The organism is Phycisphaeraceae bacterium (assembly GCA_019636655.1).
Taxonomy (GTDB): domain Bacteria; phylum Planctomycetota; class Phycisphaerae; order Phycisphaerales; family UBA1924; genus JAHBXB01.
In genome coordinates this window covers 657,445-671,551 of record JAHBXB010000002.1, presented here as the reverse complement: position 1 = coordinate 671,551, position 14,107 = coordinate 657,445, and the positions used below count along the sequence as shown (strand labels likewise).

Genomic DNA, 14,107 nt, shown 5'->3' with positions numbered 1-14,107 from the left:
TCACGATTCTGCTGATGGCGAAGCGGGATGTCCTCAAGTCGTTCGGCAAGCGCGTGCGGGAGATCCGCGGACAGAAGGGGCTGAGTCAGGAGGAGTTGGCGCGTCTCGCCAAGATTGATCGGACATACATCGGTGGGATTGAGCGTGGCGAGCGGAACGCGGGGATCAAGAACGTCTGGCGGATCGCGGATGCCCTCGGCGTCCCGGCGGCGGACCTCTTCGGTGGAGAGGGCGAGAATGGCGAATGAGCCGCTCGCACACGTAATCGAGCAAATCAAGGCGGCGCAGCCTGAACTGGAATCCTACGCGCCCGTTGAACTCGCGTGGTACGATCGAGCAATGCTGGCGGCAAAGACACTCGTGCCTTGGCTTGCCAAGGAAGCGCCTAGCTTGCGACTCTATGTAGAGGAGGTCTTAAACTCGCCCGCTCAGCTCCGTGATGTGTGGGCAGCACTGAGGTTGCAGATCGACGCGCCGTCTGAGGTGGCACGCATCGACGAGCTCTTAGCTATGGAAGGGGTGCTCCTCGATTTTGTTGCCGGGGATACGGTCAGCATCGTCGTTACGGGACGATTGCGATCTAGGTATCCGAGCGGAGAACTCGTCGGGAATAGCAAGAGTGATTACCCGGACCTGTACATCAAGACGCTTGACTACTCGAAACTACCTACGAGGACGCGATCTGATAAAGAACTCGGAGCAGCGGTCCGTGGCAAGGAGAAGAAGCCAGTACGCGTTCCGGATGGTCTGGAAATCAAGACATCGCGCGATAATGCCAACATAGATTGCCACTATCCACACGTTGGGTTGCATTTGATGCTCTCGTTTATTACAACTGGCGATCGTGTCGTGGTGGATGATGTCTTGGTCGCGTTTCTGCGGTACGCGGACTATCGGATCACTGAGCCCAAGACCAAGGCCACCACGCTGAAGGCGTCGTTTTCGCGTGCTCCATTCGTTTCGTTGCTGCCCACTGTCGATTAGAAGAGGCGATGGAGGAAGGAGGCGTGTTGTTTCAACGCTGGTGAGGCAGCCGGTCGCTCCGCGGGCGGCCAGTTCATCGGCTGCACGCCCTTGGCGGCATCGAGCCGCCTCGGGCGGGGAGGAGTTTGGGGGGCGTGATCAGAGGCTGCTCGTGTTGCTCGTGCGCCTCTGGCAAAGGGGCGTGTGCCCCAAGGGGGCGGGGAGGGTGGGCGTTCCTCCGCCCCTCCGGGGCGGGGGAGATTGAGGGTCGGGGTCCACGGGTTGCGCGACGCCGGGGCGGCGTCGCTTCACCCGTGGCTACAGGCCTCGGCCCCTTCGGGGCCGGAAGGAGAGGAGGGGGAGAGGGGTGAGAAGAGAGAGGAAGAGAAAAGGAAGAGGGAGGATGAGGGAGGAAGGAGGAGGGGAGGGGAAGATGGCAGGCGGGACGCCTGCCCCACCGGAGTATCTGGGGGAGCGGGGCGACAAGGGGGCGGGGACGTGGAGAGTGGGGGAGGCGGGGCGCCTGGCTCACACTGGGGCGGTGGGGGCGACTTAGACTGCGGGGATATGCAGCAACGAACTGGCGATGAGCGTTCTGGGTCCGCCGCGGGAGATGAGCCGGCGCAGCGGTATTCCGCGGCGATGGCGGAGGAGATCGAGGGGCGGTGGCAGAGGGTGTGGAAGGAACGGGGGACGTTCAAGGTGGCGGGGCCTGGGGAGGCGGGGTTTGACGGGCGGCGGCCGAAGTTCTACGCGCTGGACATGTTCCCGTACCCATCGGGGGCGGGGCTGCACGTGGGGCATCCGGAGGGGTACACGGCGACGGACATCGTGTGCCGGTACAAGCGGATGACGGGGTGCAACGTGCTGCACCCGATGGGGTGGGATGCCTTCGGGCTGCCGGCGGAGCAGTACGCGATCCAGACGGGGGTGCACCCGGCGGTGACGACGCGGCGGGCGATCGAGACGTTCCGGCGGCAGTTGCAGCGCTTCGGGTTCTGCTACGACTGGTCGCGGGAGTTCGCGACGATCGATCCGGAGTATTACCGGTGGACGCAGTGGATCTTCCTGCAGGTGTACAACGCGTGGTACGACAGGGAGCAGGACCGGGCGCGGCCCATCGGGGAACTGGTGGAGGGGCTGGAGCGGGGGCGGTACGGGGTGGATGTGTTCGGCGAGGTGGCGGGGCTCGGGGTGGAGCAGGCGGTGGCGCCGGCGATCACGGGGGAGGCGGTGGGGGTGCGGCGGTGGCACGAACTGACGCAGGAGGAGCGGCGCGCGTTCATCGATCGCCAGCGGCTGGCGTACGTGGACGAGCAGGTGGTGAACTGGTGTCCGAAACTGGGGACGGCGCTGGCGAACGAGGAGGTGGTGGACGGGCGGTCGGAGCGCGGGGGCTTCCCGGTGCTGCGCAAGCCGCTGAAGCAGTGGATGTTCCGGATCACGGCGTACGCGGAGCGGCTGCTGAGGGATTTGGCGCTGGTGTCGTGGCCGGAATCGACGCGGACGCAGCAGACGGAGTGGATCGGGCGGTCGGAGGGGGCGCTGATCGATTTCGATCTGGCGGAGGAGATCGCGGAGTACCGGTCGCTGCAGGTGTACACGACGCGGCCGGACACGATGTTCGGGGCGACGTACATGGTGATCGCGCCGGAGCATCCGCTGGTGGAGCGGATCGTGTCGAAGCGGGCGCACGCCGCGGAGACGGCGGGGCTGAAGGCGTATGTGAGGGAGGCGCGGAACCGGTCGGATGTGGACCGGATGGCGGAGACGAAGGAGAAGACGGGGGTGTACACGGGGGTGAACGCGATCAACCCGGCGACGGGGAAGGCGATCCCGGTGTGGGTGGCGGACTATGTGCTGATGGGGTACGGGACTGGGGCGATCATGGCGGTGCCGGGGCAGGACCAGCGGGACTGGGACTTCGCGGAGCGGTTCGGGCTGCCGATCGTGCGGACGGTGAGGCCGCCGGAGGGGTTCGAGGCGGCGGGCGGGAAGGCGTACACGGGGGAGGGGCAGGCGATCAACTCGGAGTTCCTGGATGGGATGGAGATCGGGCCGGCGAAGGCGCGGATGATCGAGTGGCTGGAGGAGAAGGGGATCGGGTCGGGGAAGGTGGTGTACCGGCTGCGGGACTGGCTGTTCTCGCGGCAGCGGTATTGGGGCGAGCCGTTCCCGATCGTGTGGGACGCGGCGGGGAACCACTACCCGGTGGGCGAGGGGGCGCTGCCGGTGGTGCTGCCGGAACTGGCGGACTATCAGCCGGAGGAGTCGGAGGAACCGCGGCCGCTCTTGGCGAAGGCGACGGCGTGGGCGGAGACGACGGCGGGCGCGGCGGGGGTGTCGGCGGAGGTGCTGGCCGCGGAGACGCCGGTGAGGCGGGAGTTGAACACGATGCCGGGGTGGGCGGGGAGTTGCTGGTATTACCTGCGGTATTGCGACCCGAAGAACCAGGGGGAGTTCATCTCGGAGGAGGCGGAGCGGTATTGGATGGGTGAGGGGGAGGCGGGGGGCGTGGACCTGTACATCGGCGGGTCGGAGCACGCGGTGCTGCACCTGCTGTATTCGAGGTTCTGGCACAAGGTGCTGTTCGACCTGGGGCACGTGTCGACGCCGGAGCCGTTCAAGACGTTGTTCCACCAGGGGCTGATCACGGCGTATTCGTACCAGCGCGGGGACAAGACGCTGGTGCCGACGGACCAGGTGGAGGAGGTGTCGGAGGGGGCGTTCGTGGAGAAGGCGACGGGGCAGCGGGTGACGCAGGTCGTGGCGAAGATGTCCAAGTCGTTGAAGAACGTGGTGAACCCTGATGATGTGATCGCGCAGTACGGGGCGGACACGTTCAGGTTGTATGAGATGTACATGGGGCCGCTGGACGCCTCGAAGCCGTGGAACACGAGGGACATGATCGGGCTGTTCCGGTTCCTGCAGCGGGTGTGGCGGAACGTGGTTGATGAGGGGACGGGCGCGGCGACGGTGGTGGCGGACGAGCCGGACGAGGCGACGCTGCGGCTGCTGCACAAGACGATCGCGGGGGTGAGAAGGGATATCGAGGGGCTGGCGTTCAACACGGCGATCGCGAAGTTGATCGAGTTCAACAACCACTTGACGACGGTGGTGGCGAAGGGGAAGGGGCTGGCGCGGAAGGCGGGGGAGGGGCTGATCCTGATGCTGTGCCCGTTTGCGCCGCACATCGCGGAGGAGTTGTGGTCGCGGTTGGGGTATTCGAGGCTGGCGTGCGACGAGGCGTTCCCGGTGGCGGACATGAGCCTGGCGGCGGATTCGTCGGTGGAGATCCCGATCCAGATCATGGGGAAGGTCAGGGGGAAGATCGTGGTGGCGGCGGGCGCGGATGCGAAGGCGATCGAAGCGGCGGCGCTGGAGGAGCCGAAGATCCAGGAGTTGTTGGCGGGGAAGACGGTGCAGCGGGTGGTGGTGGTGCCGGGGAAGATGGTGAACATCGTGGCGAAGTAGCGGGGGAGAGGGGAAAGCGGGGGGCGTTGCTGCGAAACCGGAATGAGTCCGGTCCTAATACCCTTGTGCGAAGGCTTCGATACCATTCCATGGGTTTCGAAAGGGGTGTGCCATGATGAGTCTGCTGTTCGACAACGGTGCGGCGTGGTTCTCGGTGCCGGCGCTGTTCGGGACGGGGATTTTCGTGGTGCGGCTGCTGCTGATGCTGGTGGGCGGGGACGGGCACCTGGGGCTGGATACGGACTTTGCGGACGGCGGGGCGCACGGGAGCCTGAGCGGGCACGCATCGGATGCGGGGGATCACGGCTCGACGCACGCGTTCGAGGTGCTGTCGTTTCAGAGCATCTGCGCGTTCATGATGGGGTTCGGCTGGGCGGCGCTGGCGGCGTACAAGGGGTCGGGGCTGTCGGTGCCGGTGAGCGTGTTGATCGGCTGCGCGGCGGGAGTGGCGATGGTGTGGGCGCTGGCGCTGATGCTCAAGGGGATGCACGACCTGCAGAGCAGCGGCAATGTTCCGCTGCAGGCGACGATGGGCGCGGAGGGGGATGTGTATGTGGGGGTTCCCGCGGCGGGGGCCGGGCGGGGACAGGTGCGGTTGGTGATCGGCTCGCGGGAGCGGATTGTGAACGCGGTCTCGGAGGCGGGGGAGTTGCCGACCAGGACGCGGGTCCGCGTCACTCGGGTGAACGAGGACAACACGGTGACGGTGGCGGCGACGTAGCAGGCGGCGGGGGGCACGCGAACAACGCCATGTGGGATGGGGAGGTGGTAGTCTGCACGGGCTGAGGTGGTCGCACGATCCGGGCGGGCCCGATGGGGCGCGGCCGGACCAGAAGGGAAGAGGAGGCACGGTCCATGTTCACGACGCTCATGATGTCGGGCACGCTGGCGCAGCAATCGTCTTCGGCGACGTGGCTCTGGCTGCCGGTGGTCGGCGGGCTGCTGCTGCTGGTGCTGTTCATGCTGGTGTTCATCGTGCAGCGGTACCGGCGCTGCCCGAGCAACCGGATCCTGGTGATCTACGGGCAGGTGGGGGGCGGGAAGGCGAGCCGGTGCCTGCACGGCGGCGGCGCGTTCGTGTGGCCGCTGGTGCAGGATTACGCGTACCTGAGCCTGGAGCCGCTGGTGATCGAGATCCCCCTGGAGGGGGCGCTGTCGCAGAACAACATCCGGGTGAACGTGCCGTCGACGTTTACGGTGGGCATCTCGACGGACCCGGTGCTGATGAACAACGCGGCGGAGCGGCTGCTGAACCTGACGACGCAGGCGATACGCGAGCAGGCGCAGGACATCATCCTGGGGCAGCTGCGCCTGGTGATCGCGACGCTGACGATCGAGGAGATCAACCGCGACCGCGAGAAGTTCATGATGCTGATCAACGAGAACGTGGGGCAGGAGATCAACAAGATCGGCCTGGACCTGATCAACGTGAACGTGCGGGACATCACGGACGAGAGCGGGTACATCCAGGCGATCGGCCGGCGCGCCGCGGCGGAGGCGATCAACCGGGCCAAGGTGGACGTGGCGCAGCAGGAACGGGAGGGCGCGACGGGCGAGGCGACGGCGCTGCGCGAGAAGTCGATCGGCGTGGCGAAGGAGGCCGCGGCGTCGGCCCAGGGCGAGAAGGAGGCGGAGCAGGAGCAGCGGATCCGCGTGGCGGCGCTGGAGGCCCAGGCGGTGCAGGGCGAGGCGCAGTCGAAGCGGGACCGGGAGATCACGATCGCGCAGCGCGAGGCGGAGACGGCCTCGGCGAAGGCGCAGGCGATGCAGGAGCAGCGTGTCAAGGTGGCCCAGGCGGAGGCGGCGGCGACCACCGGCGAGAACGAGGCGCGCGGGCGGATCGCGGAGGTCAACGCGAAACTGGGCGAGATCCAGGCCGAGGCGAAGCGGCGGGCGCAGACCGCGGCGGCGAAGGCGGCCGAGGCGATCCTGATCGCGGAACGGGAGCAGGAGACGGCCCGGCTGGCGAAGGAGACGGTGGTCCCGCAGGAGATCGAGAAGCGGAGGATCGAGATCGCCGCGATGGCGGAGGCCGAGAAGCGGCGCATCGAGGCGCAGGGCGAGGCGGACGCGATCCTGGCCAAGTACGAGGCGGAGGCGGCGGGCGTGCAGAAGGTGATGGAGGCCAAGGCGGAGGGGTACCGCAAGCTGATCGAGGCGTGCGGCGTCGATCCGGCGGTGGGCCCGACGCTGCTGCTGATCGAGCAGTTGCCGAAGCTGGTCTCGGAGCAGGTGAAGGCGATCCAGAACCTGAAGATCGACAAGATCACCGTGTGGGACACGGGCACGAACGGCGCGGGCCGGAACGCGACGAGCGACTTCCTGGCCGGAATGGTCAACGCCTTGCCGCGGCTGCACGAGCTGGCGATGCAGGCGGGGATCGAGTTGCCGGGCGCGCTGGGGCGTGTGAAGCCCAGCGGGGACCGGATCGACGCGGCCGGACCGGAGGACGACGGCGAGAGCGCGGCGCCGTCGCGCCGCGCCTAGCGGGATCGCAGCGCGGATTCGCGGTCCGGCGCGGCGAGGTTGCCGCGCCGGATCGATTCGGCGAGTGAGGCCATGGTGACGAGGGTCGCGCGTTCGCGGAGCCAGTGGGCGTAGGCGGCGAGGCGGTCCAGGAGCCGGGCGCCGTCGGGGCGGCGGATCCACCAGGGGAGCCCGGAGTGCGCGAGATCCGTGAACTCCCACGGGTGCATGTAGAGGCTGGCGTAGGAGCGGGACCGGAGCGACGCGGTGGTCCAGCTCCGGAACAGGCGCGTGGGCATCCGCTTGAAGGCGAGCCAGAAGAGAGGGAGCCGCAGGATGGGCGTGACGGTGGCGGGGATGTTCAGCAGGGGGCCGGAGAAATAGGCGCCCAGGGGGCCCTCGGTGCGCGAGGCGCGGCGCGTGAGCCAGGTGGGGTTCTCGGAGGAGTTGTAGGTGTACCCGGCTTCGGCGAGGGCGGCGTGGTCCACGGTCGCCATGCGAGGCATGCGAAAACCGATGACCGGAGCGCCCGAGACAGACTCCAGCGTTTCGCGGGAGCGGCGGAGGTGGTCGGGGGCGAAGCCGGTGTGGCTCCAGGAGTGCGAGGCGATCTCGTGGCGCGAGGCGGCGCGGCGGACCAGGTCGGGGCTGTGCAGCGCGAGGCGGGCGGTGATGAAGAACGTGGCCGGGGCGCCGGTGCGGTCGAGCATGTCGAGGACCGCGGCGAAGCCGTCGGCGCCGATGCGGAGTTGATCGGCGTCGGAGATCTGCCGCCGGAACTCGAGGGGGATGTCGAACTCCTCAGCGTCGAATGTCAGGACCGCGCGGTCAGTCATACCGGCCGCGCCAGTCGTCGAGGCGCACCTGGATGAGGGAGGCGAGCATGCGGAGCGAGTCGCGGACGAGCCGGACGTTGGAGCCGATGGCGGCGTGCCCGGGGTTCACGCGGGCGGGGATCTCGGCGACGGAAAGGCCGTCCCGGCACGCGAGGTAGAGCAGTTCGGCATCGAAGGCGAAGTTGCGGATGCGCTGCTGGGCGAAGAGCCGGCGGGCGGCGTCGATGCGGAAGCCCTTGAGCCCGGCCTGGGTGTCGCGGAAGGGGATGCCGAGGATGGCGCGGGCGATGGTGTTGAAGGTAGAGCCGAGGATTCGGCGGAGCAGGCCGGGGCGGCCCTCCTCGCGGGCGACGAGGCTGCGGGAGCCGATGGCGACGTCGTGGGTCGCGAGGGCGGACTCCAGCGCATCGAGGTGGTCGAGGGAGTAGGCCAGATCGCCGTCGAGGTAGCAGACGAGGCGGGCGTTTGTCCGGCGCAGACCGGCGCGGATGGCGCCGTTCTTGCCGCGGTTCCGGCGGAGGGCGAGGACGTGGACGTTGCCCCCGGGGTACCCGGCGAGGTGGTCGAGGATGACCTGCTCGGTGTTGTCGCTGCAGCCGTCGAGGACGAAGGTGAAGTCGTGCTGCGGGCGGGTCTGCGCGAAGGCGGTGACGTCGCGGGCGACCTGGGCGGCCTGTTCGCCCTCGTTGTAGACGGGCATGAGGACGGCCATGACCGCGGCGCGGTGCACGGGGACTTCGACGCGCACCGGGGCGCGGAGGGCGCCGCCGAAGACCGGTGCGGGAGTCGTTGTCGCCATCAAGCCTCCGTGCATCGCGGGGACTGCGGCCGCGGAGGAGGCCGGGCCGCACGAGCGGACTGACCGTTCCGTGACCGAACGAAGGGCGATTCTACGCTGAAACGGGGTGGGACGGGAGGTGGTGATAGGGGTGGGTGGCGTGCCGTCGGACCGGGCCGGCTTGATACAGTTGGTGCATGATCAAGAAACTGCTGATCGCCGTGGTGGTGCTGGTCGTTCTCCTCATGGTGGCCGTGGGTGGGGTGGTGTACTTCGCGGGGTCGCTGGCGAAGTCGGGTATCGAGAAGGGCGGGACGTATGCCCTTGGGGTTCCCACGAGGGTGGACGGGGTCAGCCTCGGGCTTCTCTCGGGGCGGTTTTCGCTGACGGGTCTGAGCGTCGGCTCCCCCGCGGGGTACTCGGCGCCGCACTTCCTGGCGCTGGGCGAGGGAGGGGTGAAGGTGTCGCTGGCTTCGCTGACCAGTGACGTGATCGAGGTGCCGCAGTTCAGGCTGGAGGACATCGACGTCCGATTGCAACGCAAGGACGGGAAGGGGAACTACAACGTCATCCTGGACAACATCCAGAAGGTCTCCGGGCCAAAGGGCGCAGAGCCCAAGCCGTCGTCGTCGGGATCGGACAAAAAGTTGGTGATCAACGAGTTGACGATCCGCAACGTGAAGGTGCACTTGGAACTGCTTGATGCTCCGGGTGGGATCGGCAAGGTGGAGGTGCCCATCGACGAGATCGCGCTCAAGAACGTGGGAAAGACGGGGACAGGCGTGGGCGGGACGGGGGTGACGATCTCGGAACTGGCGGGGATCGTGGTGCAGGCGTTGATGAACGCGGCGGTGGAGCGGGGCGGGGGGTTGATCCCGGCGGATGTGCTGAGCGACCTCCAGGGTTCGCTGGCGAAGCTGGACGACCTCAAGGGGCTGGGGATGCAGGTGATCGGTGATGCAAAGGGGACGGTGGAGAATGTGAAGGCGGAGGCGCAGAAGGCGGTCGAGGACATCAAGAAGACCGGGGACGATCTGAAGAAGGGCCTCGAGGACGCGAAGAAGGGCATCGGGGACCTGATCCCGAAGAAGAAGAACTAAGGGCCCGGCGGCGGGTTGGGGCGGGGCTTTGGCGGGATGGTCGCGAGGAAGTCGTTGAGGATCGCCGCGGCGGCGAGGGCGTCGCGCTTTTCCTTTTTCTCGCCGCGGGTCAAGCCGGAGCCGGCCATCGACCAGTCGGCGGCGGCGGAGGAGAGGCGTTCGTCCTGGAAGCGGATCGGGCGTTTGACGCGGGCGCCGAGGCGCGCGGCGAAGGAGCGCACGACCTTGGACCGCGGGCCCTCGGTGCCGTCCATGTTGAGCGGGAGGCCGACGATCAGTTCGCCCTTGGATTGAGCGGAGTAGCCGAGGATCTCCTCGATTGCGCGGGCGAGGGCGCCCAGGAGCGCATCGCCGCCGTTGACCGAGAGAGGGACCTGGATCACGTCGAAGGGGGAGACGATCCGGGTCTCGTCGTCGCCGACGGCGAGGCCGGTCCGCTTGTCGCCGAGGTCGATCGCGAGGTAGCGCACGGGCACATTACACCGGGTTGCGGTGGCGGGGGCAAGTGTTCGAGGGGGTTGCGGGGCGGTGCGAGACGCTCCGGGGCGGCGGGCGGGATCGCGGCTGCACCGGATAGAGGTTCACCTATTTGAGGTTCTCATCAACCACGGCGTGCAGCGACTTGAGTTCCTCGGCCTTGCTCCGGGGCATGACCAGCGTCGCGTCCCTGGTGTGCACGACGATGAGGTCGTCGGCGCCCAGGATGCTGACGGTGTGGCCGGGGTTGTCGCTGACGACGAGGTTGTTTCGGCCCTGGAGGATGATCGACGAGGAGCCGCCCTCGCCGCCGCGGCGGTTGCCGGTGGCGTCGGGCTGGAGGGTCTCGCCGTAGCTGGGCCAGGAGCCGACGTCGATCCAGGAGAGGTCCATGACGACGGTGGCGATGGAGACGGCGTGGTCGCGTGAGGCCGGCTCCATGATGGCGTAGTCGACGCTGATCTTCGGGAGCGTGGGGTAGACCTCGTCGAGGACGGCTCGTTGGCGCGGCGTTCCCCACGCCTCGGCGATGCGCATCACGCCGGCGTGGCTCTCGGGCTTGAAGCGTTTGAGGCAGTCGAGCACGGTGGCGGCGCTGAAGACGAACATCCCGCTGTTCCAGCCGAAGTGCCCCGATTCCACGTAGGCCTGGGCGCGCTGCGCGTTGGGCTTCTCGACGAACCGGGCGACGCGGAAGGCCTGTGGGCTCCTTGCGCGGGCGGGGTCGGCGGTGTCGGTGATCGGGGCGCCTCGCTCGACATAGCCGAAGCCCGTGGCGGCGTAGGTGGGCTTGATCGAGAAGGTGACCAGGCGGGCGGGATCGGCCTCGACGAGGCGGAAGCCGAGGTCCATCCGCTCGCGGAAGGCGTTCTCGGGCTCGATGATGTGGTCGGCGGTGAGGACGGCGAAGATGGCGCCGGGGTCCTTGGCGGTGGGGGGGTCGATCCTGTTGAAGACCGCGGCGGCGAAGCCGACGGCGTTGACGGTGTCGCGGCCGGTGGGCTCGCCGAGGATCCGGTCATCCGAGAACTCGGGGAGGACGCTCTTGATGGCGTGGCGGTACTGCTCGCCGGTGCAGATGTAGCGGCGCTCGGCGGGGATCAGGCCTTCGAGGCGGTGGGCGGCGAGTTCGAGGAGCGAGACGGGGGCTCCGCCGTCGCGCGGGATCAGCGGCAGGAGTTGCTTCGGGCGCTCCTTGCGGCTCATCGGCCACAGGCGGGTGCCCGATCCACCGGCCATGATCATCGCGTATCGCATAGCAGCGGAATGTACACGCCTCGCCGCCCGGCTGCACGCCCGCCGGGGAGGCTCAGCCCGCGAAGTTGGGCGGAGCGTCGAAGGTCCCGGCGTGGGCCACGTGGCTCATCGGCTTGCGGGAGCGCGGCGCGGTCTCTCGAGCCTGGAGGTCCGGCGGCAGGGTCTCGGCGCTGTCGGGGAAGCCGATGGCGATCGCGGTGAGGGCGTCCCACCCCGCGGGGATACCCAGTTCCGTGCGGCACTTCTCGGGGTCGATCCCCGCCATCTGGTGGACCCGGAGGCCGACGGACTCGGCCTGCACGGTCATCCACGCGGCGGCTTGGCCGATGTCGTGGCCCGCGTGCCGGTTGGGCTTGCCGTTTCGTTCGAAGGCCTGCCTGGCGGCGGTGATCATGATCACGGAGGCGCGCTTCGCCCAGGTCTGGTTGCCGGGAACCAGGCACGAGATGATGCGGTCGAAGGCCTTGGCATCCTCCCGCCGGGCGTAGATGAACGCCCAAGGCTGCTCGTTGTACGCGCTGGGCGACCAGCGGGCGGCCTCGAAGAGCGAGGCGAGGGTGGGGAGATCGATCGAGCGGGCGGGATCGAACGCGAGCGGGCTCCAGCGCTGGCGGACCAGTTCGTGCACGGGGTGCTCGGTCGGGGCGTCTTTGCGCATCGCGGGCCTCCAATCGTGAAAGAAAGCCTAGCGAGGCCGGCGGTGTCGCGCGGCCGCGGGTTCTCAGGGCGAGGCCGGGACCGGGGCGGACTTGAAGCGGACATCATCGATCGTGAAGAAGCAGGCGGGATCCAGTTCGCGGGCGCGGACCGTGACGGTCGTCGCGGCGCGGCGGCGGGTGACGATCGTGAGAATGGAGACGGGGCCATCCTTGCCGCGGCCGTCGATCTCGGTGACGCCGAAGCCGTCGCCGCGGAGGATGGCGGCGGTCTGGGCGCCGCGCCGGGTGAAGATGCGGACGACCTGCACGCCGTAGCCGAGCCACTGCTCGATGGTGACGCCGACGTAGTTCCCGGTGGCGTAGCCGAGGGCGTAGGGGAGGGCGAGCCAGGGCATCTGCTGGATGTGGCTCAGCACGCTGGAGACGGCGTAGAGCCAGATCAGGACCTGCAGGAACCCGAGCACCCACGCGGCGCCGCGACGGCCCTGGATGATGGAGACCAGCCGGAGCGTATCGAGCGAGACGTCCGCGATGCGGGCGAGGAAGATCAGGACGGCGGACAGCAGCGGCGAGAGGAACATCGGGGACTCCGTGGCGGCGGAGTTGTGTAGGCGCGCCGGGGCGGTCCGAGGCGGCGCCGCCCCCGGGCGGGCCTAGTCGTCCGAACGGGCGGGGAACTCCGGAGCGAGGCCCTGCAGCACCCGCCAGACATCGCGCACCACCATCGACATGTTCCGGTGGGCGGTGGCGGTGGCCGCGGCGATGTGCGGCGAGAGCCTGGCGTTGGCCAGCCCGAGCAGCGGGAACGAGGGGTCGAAGGGCTCGGGGTCGTGGACGTCGAGCATGGCGGCGGCACCGGGGTTGGCTTTCAGGAACGCGGCGAGCGGGGCGGGATCGACGACGAACCCCCGCGAGGTGTTGATGAGCACCACGTCCGGCTTCATGAGGTTGAGTTGTGGAGCGGCGATGAAGTGCCGGTTGGAGCGCCGGCCGTCGACGTGGAGGGTGAGGACGTCGGACTGTGCGAGCAGGTCGGCGAGGGGCACCGAAACGGCGCCGTGCCGGCCGGGCTCTGGGATCTCGGCCAGGTCGTGGTAGATCACGCGCATGGCGAGGGCGGCGCCGACACGGGCGACCTGGGAGCCGATCTGGCCCAGGCCAAGGATGCCCAGCGTGAGGTCGCTCGCCTGGCGCGGGGCGATCAACTCGGACCGGAGGGCCTTCCATTGGGAGGTGGGGAGCGCCCGGTCGAGGGCCACGCGTGGCCGGATGGCATCGAAGAGGAGCGAGGTGACGAACTCGACGACCGCCCGGGTGTTCGCCGCGGGGGTGTTGACGACGGCGACACCGCGAGCGGCGCACGCGGCGAGATCCACGTTGTCTACGCCGACGCCCGCCCGGCCGACGACGCGCAGGCGGGGCGCCTGGGCGAGCAGGGAGTCCGTGATCTGGGTGTAGGTGCGGATGACGAGGCCATCGGCGCGGGCCAGTTCGCGGGCGAAGCCGGGATCGTCGCTGGAGCAGCGGACGATCTCGCAGCGTTCGGCGAGCCACGCCGCGGCGGAGGCGTCAAGGTGCTCGGTCTGGATGACGACCGGGCGCGCGGCGGCGGGCGGCGGGGCGGTGCTCAACGGTCGGCGTCCCGGTCTTCGTCGTCGTCGCTGCCGAGGTCCGCGGGCTCGATGATGCAGGACATGGAGCCCTTGCTCTCGACCATGAGCGGGTCGCGCCCGTAGGCGTGGACCTGCTCCTGCTTGAGTTCGGCGTGCTCGCGGTGGGTGGTCAGGCAGACGGCGCGGCCGTCGGTGTCGACGGTCTTGGCGATCTTGAACGCCTTCTCAACGGGGTGGGCGAAGAGTTCCTGGACCATCTTGATGACGTACTCGTAGGTGTGCTCCTCGTCGTTGAGGAGCACCACGTTCCAGAGCCTGGGCTGCTCGGGATCGAGTTTCGGTCGGGGCGCCGGCTTGGTCGATTGGGCCTGGGCCACGGGGAATGCTAAGCCGGCGGCGCCCGCGGTGGGCCTTGCCGCGGAGGCTGGACTTGCGGCGTTGGAGATCTATTGTGCACCGAGCCCCTCCGGGACCGGCGCGACGG

Annotated in this window: 14 protein-coding genes; 6 read left to right on the top strand and 8 right to left on the bottom strand. The window is 68.7% G+C overall.

Annotated features, from left to right (window positions below):
• Positions 1-14 precede the first annotated feature (14 nt).
• The 5 genes from KF745_08265 (at position 15) to KF745_08245 (ending at position 6,924) form a co-directional block, all read left to right on the top strand.
• Positions 15-248: a helix-turn-helix transcriptional regulator gene (locus tag KF745_08265; protein MBX3358408.1), complete on the top strand. Its 234-nt coding sequence runs from the start codon at positions 15-17 to the stop codon at positions 246-248.
• A complete protein-coding gene (locus tag KF745_08260; protein MBX3358407.1) occupies positions 238-984 on the top strand; it encodes a hypothetical protein in 747 nt (248 codons plus the stop codon). The genes KF745_08265 and KF745_08260 overlap by 11 nt, the downstream gene beginning before the upstream one ends.
• Before the next feature lie 621 nt (positions 985-1,605).
• Entirely contained in the window at positions 1,606-4,437 is a 2,832-nt protein-coding gene (gene leuS, locus KF745_08255) for a leucine--tRNA ligase (protein MBX3358406.1), read from the top strand.
• 112 nt (positions 4,438-4,549) lie between these two features.
• The gene (locus tag KF745_08250; protein MBX3358405.1) at positions 4,550-5,158 is read left to right on the top strand and encodes a hypothetical protein; all 609 of its coding nucleotides are present in this window, start codon (positions 4,550-4,552) and stop codon (positions 5,156-5,158) included.
• 134 nt (positions 5,159-5,292) lie between these two features.
• Positions 5,293-6,924 carry a hypothetical protein gene (locus KF745_08245; GenBank protein ID MBX3358404.1) on the top strand — a complete coding sequence of 544 codons (1,632 nt, stop codon included), beginning with the start codon at positions 5,293-5,295 and terminating at the stop codon, positions 6,922-6,924.
• Here KF745_08245 and KF745_08240 read toward each other — a convergent pair.
• On the bottom strand, positions 6,921-7,739 hold the full coding sequence (locus KF745_08240; protein ID MBX3358403.1) for a polysaccharide deacetylase family protein: 819 nt from the start codon (positions 7,737-7,739) through the stop codon (positions 6,921-6,923). The genes KF745_08245 and KF745_08240 overlap by 4 nt on opposite strands.
• On the bottom strand, positions 7,732-8,538 hold the full coding sequence (locus KF745_08235) for a glycosyltransferase (GenBank protein MBX3358402.1): 807 nt from the start codon (positions 8,536-8,538) through the stop codon (positions 7,732-7,734). The genes KF745_08240 and KF745_08235 overlap by 8 nt, the downstream gene beginning before the upstream one ends.
• Positions 8,539-8,714: 176 nt before the next feature.
• On the opposite strand from KF745_08235, the gene KF745_08230 reads away from it, so the two are divergent.
• The gene (locus KF745_08230) at positions 8,715-9,617 is read left to right on the top strand and encodes an AsmA family protein (GenBank protein MBX3358401.1); all 903 of its coding nucleotides are present in this window, start codon (positions 8,715-8,717) and stop codon (positions 9,615-9,617) included.
• Here the strand turns inward: KF745_08230 and ruvX are convergent.
• From ruvX to KF745_08200, 6 genes are all read right to left on the bottom strand, one after another.
• The gene (gene ruvX, locus KF745_08225; protein MBX3358400.1) at positions 9,614-10,087 is read right to left on the bottom strand and encodes a Holliday junction resolvase RuvX; all 474 of its coding nucleotides are present in this window, start codon (positions 10,085-10,087) and stop codon (positions 9,614-9,616) included. The two genes, KF745_08230 and ruvX, sit on opposite strands and share 4 nt — an antisense overlap.
• A gap of 115 nt (positions 10,088-10,202) precedes the next feature.
• The gene (locus KF745_08220) at positions 10,203-11,351 is read right to left on the bottom strand and encodes a hypothetical protein (GenBank protein MBX3358399.1); all 1,149 of its coding nucleotides are present in this window, start codon (positions 11,349-11,351) and stop codon (positions 10,203-10,205) included.
• Between the two features lie 52 nt (positions 11,352-11,403).
• Complete coding sequence (locus KF745_08215; GenBank protein ID MBX3358398.1) at positions 11,404-12,009, bottom strand: nitroreductase family protein; 606 nt, start codon at positions 12,007-12,009, stop codon at positions 11,404-11,406.
• Between the two features lie 63 nt (positions 12,010-12,072).
• Positions 12,073-12,591, bottom strand: coding sequence for a hypothetical protein (locus tag KF745_08210; GenBank protein ID MBX3358397.1), 519 nt, complete (start codon positions 12,589-12,591; stop codon positions 12,073-12,075).
• Positions 12,592-12,663: 72 nt separating this feature from the next.
• Positions 12,664-13,641 (bottom strand): hypothetical protein, encoded by a 978-nt coding sequence (locus KF745_08205; GenBank protein ID MBX3358396.1) that lies wholly within the window; start codon positions 13,639-13,641, stop codon positions 12,664-12,666.
• Positions 13,638-14,000 carry an ATP-dependent Clp protease adaptor ClpS gene (locus KF745_08200; GenBank protein MBX3358395.1) on the bottom strand — a complete coding sequence of 121 codons (363 nt, stop codon included), beginning with the start codon at positions 13,998-14,000 and terminating at the stop codon, positions 13,638-13,640. Before KF745_08200 ends, KF745_08205 begins: the two co-directional genes overlap by 4 nt.
• Positions 14,001-14,107: the final 107 nt, after the last annotated feature.